Source organism: Bradyrhizobium valentinum, assembly GCF_001440405.1.
GTDB lineage: Bacteria > Pseudomonadota > Alphaproteobacteria > Rhizobiales > Xanthobacteraceae > Bradyrhizobium > Bradyrhizobium valentinum.
Map to the genome: position 1 here is coordinate 1 of NZ_LLXX01000217.1, position 9675 is coordinate 9675.

Sequence of the window (9675 nt, forward strand, 5' to 3'; positions counted from 1 at the left end):
CGCGGCGGTGCCGTTGCCGAAGGCGGCGGTGCCGCTGCCGAAGCCGCGCCCTGCCGAGGCGCCGTCTGCCGAGCGCGACAAGCCGGACAAGAAGCAACAGGCGTCTCCCCCGAACGGCAAGCCGGACCAGCAGGCTGCGCCCGAACCGCCACCCACGCCACAGCCATCGGCCTGCCGGCTGGCGCTGACCGACGCCATTGCCATTGCGCCCAGCATCCCCGACATCCGCGGCGCCAACGGCTGCGGGGGCGAGGATCTGGTTCGGTTGGAGGCGATCGTGCTGCCGGACAAGCGGCAGGTCTCGGTGAAGCCGGCGGCCATTCTGCGCTGTCCGATGGCGACCGCGCTGGCTGACTGGATTCGCAACGACATCGCGCCGCTGGCGATCAGCCTCGGCAGCACGATCTCGGATCTCGACAATTTCAACTCGTACGAATGCCGTGGCCGCAACCGTATCGTCGGTGCCATACTTTCCGAACACGGCCGCGCCAATGCGGTCGACGTTCGCGCCTTCAAGCTCGCCAACGGCCGCTCGATCTCGCTCACCGATCGCACTGTGCCGCGCCAGTTACGTGAAACCGTGCTGCATTCCGCCTGTACGCGCTTCTCGACCGTGCTCGGCCCGGGCTCGGACTGGTACCACGAGGACCATATCCATCTCGATCTGATGGAACGGCGCAACAATTATCGCATCTGCCAGTGGGACGTGTGGGACCCGCTGCCGCAGAAAGCGCCGCTATTGCCGGCCGAGCGCCCCGACGAAGCGCCTCCGCGCGAGGTCGCTGCCAAACCGGACGACACCAAACCGGATGCCGCCAAATCGGGTGCTGCCAAGCCTGATGCTGCCAAGCCTGAAGCCAAAAAATCGAATGCCGAGAAACCGGATGAGGCCGCGCCGCCGCGCCAGGAAAGGCCTGCAAAGAAAAAGCGCCGGCAAAACCGGCGCTCTTGATACTCGATTGCGGTGTGTGTAACCGGCGTCGGCTAATGAGCCACCGGGCCGGCGTTGCCACCGCCCTGCAGCGCCATCTTGGAACTGTACGGCGAGTCGCCCTGCTTGGGCTCGAGCACGACCACCACGGTACCGTGCTTCACCCGGCCGTAGAGGTCGATGACGTCCTCGTTGGTCATGCGGATGCAGCCCGACGAGATCGAGGCGCCGATATATTCGGGCTGGTTGGTGCCGTGGATGCGGAACAGCGTGTCCTTGTTGCCCTGGTACAGATAGAGCGCGCGGGCGCCTAGCGGATTGTCGACGCCGCCGGGCACGGAGGCAGGCAGGCCTTCGATACGCTTGTGAATGTCAGCGGTCGGTGTCCATTTCGGCCATTCGGCCATGTTGCCGACGCGGGCGATGCCGGAGAAGGCGAGGGCTTCCTCGCCGACAGTGACGCCATAGCGGATCGCCTTGCCGCCGTCCTGGACCAGATAGAGATAGTGGTTGTCGGAATCGACGACGATGGTGCCGGGCAGTTCCTTGCGGTGATAGTCGACAATGGCGCGGCGGAACGGCTCTGCCGGCGGAACAGCGGCGTAGCGCGCCTTAGCGAGCTGGGCCTTGTCGTTCGGCTTGAGGTTGGCTTCAGGGGCGGCCTGATAGGTGGTTGCCGGCATGCAGCCGGACAACGCAAGGCCGACGGCGAGCAGCCCCAAGATTACTTTCAGCGACGACATGGGTACACTTCCAATCGAAAGTCTGGCGTTCGCAGCAACAATCTTGCGCCAAAAACGCGACGATTCCATTAATCCCAGTATCCGCAAAAACCGGCGGATATGCCAGCATTTGCACGTCCGTTCGGCGCTGCGGAAGGCTTGCTGTGGCTTTTATGCCGCAAATTTTGCGAGTTCCGGTTGATTTCCGGGCAGGGGTGGCACGGGAGCCAAATCGTGGCCGCGCGGGCGCCACCTCACTGCCACAAAGCCACCTCGCTGCCACAAATATGGATCGGCGGTTAATGCGCCGGTCATGAAGCGCTTGCCAGAATCGGGTCTAGTGCCGCTGGGTGCTTGTAGCGTTTTCAAGCGAAAGCCTGCCCCGGACCTGATTCGGGGTAGGTGCCGGTTCGCGTCCAGAAAGCGCGTCAAAGACGAGAGATTGGCGCCCCCGTTCCGGAGTTGCTCATGTTTTCGGTGTTTGTTCCCTCCGAATCTACCCTCAAGAAGCTTCCCGCGGCGACGACGGCGTTGCCCGACAATGCGGTCTGGATCGACCTGTTGAATCCCACGCTGGAGGAGGACCGCGCGGTCGAGCGCCTGACCGGGATTGCAGTACCGACCCGGGAGGACATGCAGGAAATCGAGATTTCCAGCCGGCTCTATATCGAGAACGCCGCCCGCTACATGACGGCGACGCTGATGTGCCAATCCGACACCGATATGCCGCGGACCACGGCCGTCACCTTCATCCTCGCTGGCCACCGCCTTGTGACGGTGCGCTACGACGAGCCGAAGCCGTTTGCCCTCGTCGAGCACAAGCTGTCGCGGTCATGCCTGCCGGGGATCTCGGGCGAAATGGTGCTGATGGAATTGCTCGACGCGGTGATCGACCGCTGCGCCGACATTCTGGAGCGCGCCGGCGCCGAGGTCGATCAGGTCTCCCACGACATCTTCGAGCCCGAAAGCGCGCGCCACGGCCAGGCCAAGCGATATTCCCAGATCCTGATCGCGATCGGGCGGAAGGGGGACCTGGTCTCGAAGATCCGAGAGAGCCTGGTCTCGATCGGCCGTGTCGTCACCTTCCTGTCGGCGGTGGTGGAGGGCGCCAAATGGTCCAAGGACATGCGCGAGCAGCTCAAGACCATGCAGCGCGACGTCGTCTCGCTGACCGACCATTCATCCTATCTCTCCAACAAGATCACCTTCACGCTCGACGCCATGCTCGGCGTCGTCAATCTCGAGCAGAACAACATCATCAAGTTGTTCTCGGTGATGGCGGTCGTGTTGATGCCGCCGACGCTGATCGCATCGATCTACGGCATGAACTTCAAGGTGATGCCGGAACTCGAATGGGTGCACGGCTACCCGATGGCGCTGTTCATGATGCTCATGGCAGCCGTGCTGCCCTACTTCCTTTTCAGGTGGAAGAAGTGGCTGTGAATCAGCGGTTCCCTTGCAGTTCCCCGCGTACGAAAGATCGACTCAATTCCACCGCTAAAATTTGAGCAGTGGACTGAACGAATGGTCGAAACTTGTCTGCGATAACGTGTATCTCAGGCCGCGAGGATCCCATGGTTGAGAAACTCATAATGTCGCCACGCAACGTCATCGATCTGGCGCGCTATCAGCAGAGCCGCTCCGCTGGCAAGGCGCAGGCGTTCTCGACGCGGGTTTGCCGGCACTGCGGCGCGGCGCTGGCGGACGGCGAGAACGAGGACGAGTGTTCGAGCACTTTCAATCTCGACGCTGCGGCGGTGCGAACCGCGACGCGGAAGTTTTACGCGGAGTGAGCGGCGAGTCGCGAATACAGAACCTCATCCTGAGGAGCGCGCCTGCGCGCGTCTCGAAGGATGAAGGCCCGGCTCGGGCCGCATGGTTCGAGACGGCGCTCCGCGCCTCCTCACCATGAGGGTTTGAGCGTAGCGATCACGTCACGCATTAAACGTGCTGGCCGCCGTTGATGTGAATCTCCGCGCCGTTCACATACGAGCTGGTTTCCGTACACAGCACATAGATGATCTTCGCCACCTCGTCCGGCGTGCCGAGGCGGTGCATCGGAATCTGCTGCTCGACGATCTTCTCGGTGCCCGGCGACAGGATCGAGGTGTCGATCTCGCCCGGCGCGATCGCGTTGACGCGGACGCCGACCCGGCCGAAATCGAAGGCCATTTCCCGTGTGAGTGAAGCAAGCGCCGCCTTCGAGGTCGCGTAGGCGACGCCGGCGAACGGGTGCACGCGCGAGCCGGCGATCGAGGTGACGTTTACCACCGCGCCCCTGGCGTGCTTCAATTCCTCGATCAGCCCGCGCGCGATCATGACCGGCGCGAAGAAGTTGACGTGAAAGACGTGGCTCCAGGTTTCGATGTCGGTGTCCATGGTGCCGAGCCGCCCGCCGTCCGGAGCTTTGGGCGAAATCGCGGCGTTGTTGACCAGCGCGTGCAGCTCGTCGTTCTCCAGCCGCCTGCGGATCTCGGAGATCGCGCGCACGGTGTCGTCGTGGCTGCCGAGGTCGACCTCGATGTGATCCTCCGGGCCTGCGCCCCATGGGCAGATTTCCGGAAAGGCATGCCGCGAGCAGGTGATGACACGCCAGCCGGCGGATGAGAACCGGATCGCGGTGGCGTGGCCGATGCCGCGGCTGGCGCCGGTCAGGAGCAGCGTGCGCCGCGGCGCATTCGATGAAGGAGGCATTCAGGTTCTCTCGGTTTTCGTCATGCTCGGCCATCGTAGGCTGCCTTGCGCAGACTGCGTAGACTTGTCTGCGTTGCCGGGCATCCACGTCTTGTCTTGTCGCATAGAAGAAAGTCGTGGATGGCCAGGGCATTCTACACGAAGACGCGCTTCGCGCTTTAGTCCGGCGATGACGATCATTCAGGGATAGAGCCGTACCTTGCTCCACTGCGTCTCGATCGGCGCATCGCGGCGGAATTCGATGCGGTCGTGCAGGCGGAACGGGCGGTCGTGCCAGAATTCGAAACGTGTGGGATGAATGCGCCAGCCGCTCCACCCGGGCGGGCGCGGCACTTCGCCGATCATGTATTTGGCGGCCACCAGCGCGATCGCCTGCTCGAATGCAAAGCGGCTCTCCAGCGGCTGCGATTGCTTGCTGGCCCAGGCGCCGATCTGCGCCTGCTTCGGCCGCGTGGCGAAATAGGCGTCGGCTTCCTCATCTGTCACCGGCGACACGTTGCCGCGGATGCGGACCTGACGGCGCAGCGACTTCCAGTGAAATAGTAAAGCCGCCTTAGGATTTGCGGCGAGTTCACGGCCCTTCTGGCTGGCGATGTGGCTGTAGAATACGAAACCATCCGCATCATAGCCCTTCATCAGCACCATCCGGACATCCGGCAGCCCGTCGCTATCGACCGTTGCCAGCGCCATCGCATTGGGATCGTTCGGCTCGGACTTCACGGCTTCCGCAAACCACTCGGCGAACAGCGCAAACGGTTCCTCGGCGGCGGTAAAATCACCCGATGTTAACGGTGTCGGGTGTTTGATGGAGGTCGTGTCCGTCATGTCAGGAGTCCCAGTTGCGTCCGTTCGCGTCCCAGAGCGCGTTGCAGCCCCGGTACGGGCTCGCCCTATATAGGACATGGGGACGCGTTGGCCTATCGGCGATCGGGCCGACGGGAGCGGCGATGACGTTGATTTTGATCGGCCTCGGCTCGGGCGGCTGCAGCCTGTCGCGCCCCGACGCCTACGCCAGGATGAACGCTACCGACTTCACCGGTTCGCTGAGCAAGCAACCGGCCACCCCGCCGGTGCCGACCGAGAGCGATCTCGCCTTTGCACGCACCGCCGCCTCCGACGTGCTGACCAAGGGCGACAAGGATTCCAGCCAGCCTTGGGAAAATCCGGAGACCGGCGCGCGCGGATCGGTGACGCCACTGTCGCAAGCCTATTCCGCGGAAGACGGACGCACCTGCCGGGATTTCCTGGCGAGCTACGTCAACGGCCGCGCGGAGAGCTGGCTGCAGGGCGCTGCCTGCAAGGCCGGCCATGGCCGATGGGAAATTCACACCATCAAACCCTGGACGAGGGGCTAAACCGGCCCTCCCAGCCGTTGCAAAAATGCAACTGACTACCCAGATGAAGCCAAAGCGGGCGAATTGCCCTAAGCTTCGAGAACCGAATTCCCGTGAAGGAGATGTGACGGATGCGCGACCCCTATGAGGTCTTGGGGGTGCCGCGGGGCGCCAGCGCTGCGGCGATCAAGAGTGCCTATCGCAAGCTCGCCAAGAAGCATCACCCAGACAACAACAAGAACGATCCGAAGGCGGCTGCTCGCTTTTCCGAGATCAATTCGGCCAACGAGATCATCGGCGACGAGGACAAGCGCAAACAGTTCGACCGCGGCGAGATCGACGCCGAGGGCAAGCCCCGATTCCAGGGTTTTTCTGGTAGCGGCTTTCCCGGCGGCGACCCGCGCGGCCGCGCCGGTGGGCCCGGCGGCTTCGAATCCTACACCTTCCGCACCGGCGGCGGCCCCAGCGGCATGGGCGGGGCCGGCTTCGAGGACATCCTCAACAGCATGTTCGGCGGTGCTGCCCGGGGTGGACGTCCGGGCGGCGGCAGGACCTTCGAATTCGAGACCGGCGGGATCGGCCTCGATCTCGATCTGAACGTCGCCATGACCGTGTCGCTGGAGGAGGCGGTCAAGGGCGGGGAGAAGCGCGTCCGCCTGCCGACCGGCAAGGAGCTCAACGTCAAGATTCCGGCCGGCGTCACCGCCGGCCAGCAGATCCGGCTGAAGGGGCAGGGCGAAACCGCGCCGGGCCATCCGCCGGGCGACCTCCTGATTACGGTCAGCATCGCGCCGCATCCCTTTTTCAAGGTCGATGGCAGCGACCTGCGGCTGGACCTGCCCATTACGCTCTATGAGGCCGTGCTGGGCGGCAAGGTCCGGGTTCCCACCCTTGGCAGCGCGGTCGAACTGTCGATTCCGAAAAATACCTCCAGCGGCCGAACCTTCCGTCTCAAGGGCAAGGGCCTGCCCAAGCCTGGGGGGACCGGGGACCTGTTCGTCATCACCCGAATTATTTTGCCCGACGGGAACGATAGCGAGCTCGAGGCATTGATGGAAAGATGGCGCGATAGCCATCCGTACAATCCGCGCAGCGATTTTGGCTGATTCGGCCGGGCTCGCGGCGCAGATTTTGCGTGGAATTGGATAGCGGGGTTCCGAGCAGGAGTTTCCCAGAAAAGCGCACTTCTTTCCTGGAAAACAAAGGGTTTCCCGGAAAAAGGGGCGGCCTCGAAAGGGGGACCAGCGCGGTACCAAACCCCGATCGAGGCCGCTTGCGCCGATCGGCGGATCGAACGCTACTCATTTTCGCGTGATCACCTGGTGCATTAATGAGACGCGCTGGTGGTTTCATTCCAGATTTTCGATGTCAGAATTGGGACAAGGGGCGCGATGTTGCCGATCCGCCACTTTTCTTGCCGGTAGCTCGGATGAAGCGAAGCGCAATCCGGGAACACGCCATCCGGTCTAACTGATCCCGGGTTTCCGAACTGATCCCCGGGTTTCGCTGCGCTTCGCTACTACGCGGGTCAGCCCTTTTTCTCCATCTGATCGTAGATGGCTTGGGCAACCTGCGTCAGCCGCCCCCGGTCGACGCCGGTCGACACCACCGCATAGACGACGCCGTCATCGGCCCAGAACAGGGTGCTTTCCTTGCCTTCCGCCGCGTACCGCATCTGCGTCGCCCCGGCGTCCGATTTCACCGTATAGATTGTAAAGCGTTCGCCCGACGCGCTCTCGTACATAAGGAAGGACGCCGGACCCACGGAACCTGGCAGCAGCCGTCCGCCGACGAGCTTCAATCCTGCCCCTGTCAGTTCGGGCGCGCGGACGACCCAGCCGCAGCGCTTGGTCAGCCACTGCTGCAGATGGCTGCGCTCGCTGCCCGGCACCTCGACGGGATGCCGTACTTCCACCACGTAGAGCCGGTGCGCCTCGATCGCATGCACCGTCAAATTTTGGAAGGCCGAGGGCGCTGCCGTCGCGCCGCGCGCGACCCAGCCAACGCCGCCGCCGAGGATGAACGCCGCCAGCGTGGCGGCGAGCGCGCCGTACACCCATTTGCGCGGCTCTCGCACCAGCCGTTCGATCTCGAGTCGCTTCGGCACCGCCTCATCGACAATCGAATCGTACCTGGTATGCAGCGCCTCCGCCATCGCGCGCCACGACTGCACCCGCGCGGCATCGTCGGGATGCGCCGCGAGCCACGCCTCGACGTCGCCGCGGCGTTCCGCCGGCAACTCGTTGTCGACGTAAGCATGCAGCTCGTCTTCGGTGACGGGGATGTTGCGATCGGTCATTGTCGTCGTCTCTGTCTATTCCTGATCAGCCTATGCGTAACGCGTTTCATGCGCCTTATTTCACCCGCCGCAGCGCTGCGCGCTCGCCCTCGAGCGAAGCTTTGACATGCGCGCGTGCGCGGGCAAGCCGGGACATTACGGTGCCGATCGGCACGCCCTGGATTTCGGCGACCTCGCGGTAACTCAGTCCTTCCAGCATCACCAAAAGGAGCACCGAGCGCTGCTCTTCCACCAGCGTTGCCAGCGCGCGGGCGATGTCGCGGCCCTCCGCCTCGGTGCCGCTGGCGTCGGGGTTGTTGTCGAGCAGCGGCATGAATTGCGGCCGCCGTGCCAGCGAGCGCCGCCGGTTCTTGTTCAAATTGGTCAGGATCGTGTAGAGCCAGCTCCTGACGTCGCCGCCGAGAAACAGCCGTTCCGAACGCAGCGCGCGCACCAGCGTATCCTGCACCAGATCGTCGGCGATGTCGGCATCGCGCGCGAGCGCGCGTGCATAGCGGCGGAGCGCCGGAATCATGGCTTCGACACTTTGGCGAAACGCGCTCATGGGGACCAGATTGCAAGAGTTGTCGGGCGCGAACGCCTTACCTAGCATAACACCCAATCGCCGCGTCTATTCCGGCCATTGAGCCCGATCCGGAACAGCGTTAATCCGAGGGCCGATTTAGGCTCGACCGCGCTGGACCGCTGGTGTACCTCCAAGCCCCACAGGTAAGCTCGATTGGAAACCGGATGTCGCAAAAATCAGGTCTGATGCAGGGCAAGCGCGGGGTGATCCTCGGCGTCGCCAACAACCGCTCGATCGCCTGGGGCATCGCCAAGGCATGCCACGACGCGGGCGCGGAAATCGCGCTCACCTGGCAGGGCGATGCGCTGAAGAAGCGGGTCGAGCCGCTGGCCAAGGAGCTGGGCGGCCTCTTGCTGGGCCATTGCGACGTCACCGATTCCGCCACCATCGACGCAGTATTCGACGTGCTCCGCGAAAAATGGGGCAAGATCGACTTCGTGGTCCACGCCATCGCCTTCGCCGACAAGGACCAGCTCGACGGCCGTTACCTCGAGACGACCCAGGACAATTTCACCAAGAGCATGCTGATCTCCTGCTATTCGCTGACGGCGATCGCGCAGCGGGCGGAAAAGCTTCTGGTCGACGGCGGCTCGATCATCACGCTGACCTATTACGGCGCCGAGAAATGGATGCCGCACTACAACGTCATGGGCGTGGCGAAGGCAGCGCTCGAAGCCAGCGTGCGCTATCTCGCCGCTGACCTTGGAGAGAAGAACATCCGCGTCAACGCGATCTCGGCCGGTCCCATCAAGACGCTGGCGGCCTCCGGCATCGGCGATTTCCGCTATATTCTGAAGTGGAACGAATACAACGCGCCGATGCGCCGCAACGTCAGCATCGAAGAGGTCGGCGACAGCGCGCTGTATCTGTTGTCGGACCTGTCGCGCGGCGTCACCGGCGAGGTGCATCATGTCGATTCCGGCTATCACGTCGTCGGCATGAAGCGGCCCGACGCGCCGGATATCTCGCTGTCGAATTCGGTAGCCAAGGAATAGCCTGATAGTCCGATGCCTTCGCCCGTGATCTACTACATCCGCCATGGCGAGACGTCGTGGAACGCGGAAGGCAGGCTGCAGGGCGCGCAGGACATTCCGCTCAATGATCTCGGCCGCCGGCAGGCGGCCCATGCC

The 9675-nt window shown here is 63.5% G+C and carries 12 protein-coding genes; 7 read left to right on the plus strand and 5 right to left on the minus strand.

Going from position 1 to position 9675, the window contains the following annotated elements:
* The coding region (locus CP49_RS37345; protein ID WP_156438868.1) for an extensin family protein at window positions 1–952 on the plus strand (952 nt) is incomplete at its 5' end.
* Window positions 953–984: 32 nt separating this feature from the next.
* Here CP49_RS37345 and CP49_RS37350 read toward each other — a convergent pair.
* Entirely contained in the window at window positions 985–1674 is a 690-nt protein-coding gene (locus CP49_RS37350; protein WP_057855109.1) for a L,D-transpeptidase, read from the minus strand.
* A gap of 447 nt (window positions 1675–2121) precedes the next feature.
* Here CP49_RS37350 and CP49_RS37355 point away from each other — a divergent pair, with 447 nt between their 5' ends.
* Together CP49_RS37355 and CP49_RS37360 are read left to right on the plus strand one after the other, a co-directional pair.
* Window positions 2122–3096, plus strand: coding sequence for a magnesium transporter CorA family protein (locus CP49_RS37355; RefSeq protein WP_057855110.1), 975 nt, complete (start codon window positions 2122–2124; stop codon window positions 3094–3096).
* 131 nt (window positions 3097–3227) lie between these two features.
* Window positions 3228–3446 (plus strand): hypothetical protein, encoded by a 219-nt coding sequence (locus tag CP49_RS37360; protein ID WP_057855111.1) that lies wholly within the window; start codon window positions 3228–3230, stop codon window positions 3444–3446.
* 148 nt (window positions 3447–3594) lie between these two features.
* On the opposite strand, the gene CP49_RS37365 is transcribed toward CP49_RS37360, so the two are convergent.
* The gene (locus CP49_RS37365; RefSeq protein WP_057855112.1) at window positions 3595–4347 is read right to left on the minus strand and encodes an SDR family NAD(P)-dependent oxidoreductase; all 753 of its coding nucleotides are present in this window, start codon (window positions 4345–4347) and stop codon (window positions 3595–3597) included.
* A 180-nt stretch (window positions 4348–4527) separates the two neighbouring features.
* Complete coding sequence (pdxH, locus tag CP49_RS37370; protein ID WP_057855113.1) at window positions 4528–5172, minus strand: pyridoxamine 5'-phosphate oxidase; 645 nt, start codon at window positions 5170–5172, stop codon at window positions 4528–4530.
* Between the two features lie 122 nt (window positions 5173–5294).
* On the opposite strand from pdxH, the gene CP49_RS37375 reads away from it, so the two are divergent.
* On the plus strand, window positions 5295–5702 hold the full coding sequence (locus CP49_RS37375; RefSeq protein ID WP_057855114.1) for an RT0821/Lpp0805 family surface protein: 408 nt from the start codon (window positions 5295–5297) through the stop codon (window positions 5700–5702).
* 110 nt (window positions 5703–5812) lie between these two features.
* Window positions 5813–6787 (plus strand): DnaJ C-terminal domain-containing protein, encoded by a 975-nt coding sequence (locus CP49_RS37380; protein ID WP_057855115.1) that lies wholly within the window; start codon window positions 5813–5815, stop codon window positions 6785–6787.
* Window positions 6788–7209: 422 nt separating this feature from the next.
* Here the strand turns inward: CP49_RS37380 and CP49_RS37385 are convergent, their stop codons facing one another.
* Together CP49_RS37385 and CP49_RS37390 are read right to left on the minus strand one after the other, a co-directional pair.
* The gene (locus tag CP49_RS37385; protein ID WP_057855116.1) at window positions 7210–7980 is read right to left on the minus strand and encodes an anti-sigma factor family protein; all 771 of its coding nucleotides are present in this window, start codon (window positions 7978–7980) and stop codon (window positions 7210–7212) included.
* Window positions 7981–8035: 55 nt separating this feature from the next.
* On the minus strand, window positions 8036–8524 hold the full coding sequence (locus CP49_RS37390; protein ID WP_057855117.1) for an RNA polymerase sigma factor: 489 nt from the start codon (window positions 8522–8524) through the stop codon (window positions 8036–8038).
* Window positions 8525–8709: 185 nt separating this feature from the next.
* On the opposite strand from CP49_RS37390, the gene fabI reads away from it, so the two are divergent.
* Together fabI and CP49_RS37400 are read left to right on the plus strand one after the other, a co-directional pair.
* Complete coding sequence (gene fabI, locus CP49_RS37395) at window positions 8710–9540, plus strand: enoyl-ACP reductase FabI (protein ID WP_057855118.1); 831 nt, start codon at window positions 8710–8712, stop codon at window positions 9538–9540.
* Between the two features lie 12 nt (window positions 9541–9552).
* A partial coding sequence (locus tag CP49_RS37400) for a histidine phosphatase family protein (protein ID WP_197423347.1) occupies window positions 9553–9675 on the plus strand: 123 nt, incomplete at its 3' end.

Coding starts and splice junctions, on each gene's coding strand:
- CP49_RS37350 (WP_057855109.1), bottom strand. CDS start 1,674: ATGTCGTCGCTGAAAGTAATCTTGGGGCTGCTCGCCGTCGGCCTTGCG.
- CP49_RS37355 (WP_057855110.1), top strand. CDS start 2,122: ATGTTTTCGGTGTTTGTTCCCTCCGAATCTACCCTCAAGAAGCTTCCC.
- CP49_RS37360 (WP_057855111.1), top strand. CDS start 3,228: ATGGTTGAGAAACTCATAATGTCGCCACGCAACGTCATCGATCTGGCG.
- CP49_RS37365 (WP_057855112.1), bottom strand. CDS start 4,347: ATGCCTCCTTCATCGAATGCGCCGCGGCGCACGCTGCTCCTGACCGGC.
- pdxH (WP_057855113.1), bottom strand. CDS start 5,172: ATGACGGACACGACCTCCATCAAACACCCGACACCGTTAACATCGGGT.
- CP49_RS37375 (WP_057855114.1), top strand. CDS start 5,295: ATGACGTTGATTTTGATCGGCCTCGGCTCGGGCGGCTGCAGCCTGTCG.
- CP49_RS37380 (WP_057855115.1), top strand. CDS start 5,813: ATGCGCGACCCCTATGAGGTCTTGGGGGTGCCGCGGGGCGCCAGCGCT.
- CP49_RS37385 (WP_057855116.1), bottom strand. CDS start 7,980: ATGACCGATCGCAACATCCCCGTCACCGAAGACGAGCTGCATGCTTAC.
- CP49_RS37390 (WP_057855117.1), bottom strand. CDS start 8,524: ATGAGCGCGTTTCGCCAAAGTGTCGAAGCCATGATTCCGGCGCTCCGC.
- fabI (WP_057855118.1), top strand. CDS start 8,710: ATGTCGCAAAAATCAGGTCTGATGCAGGGCAAGCGCGGGGTGATCCTC.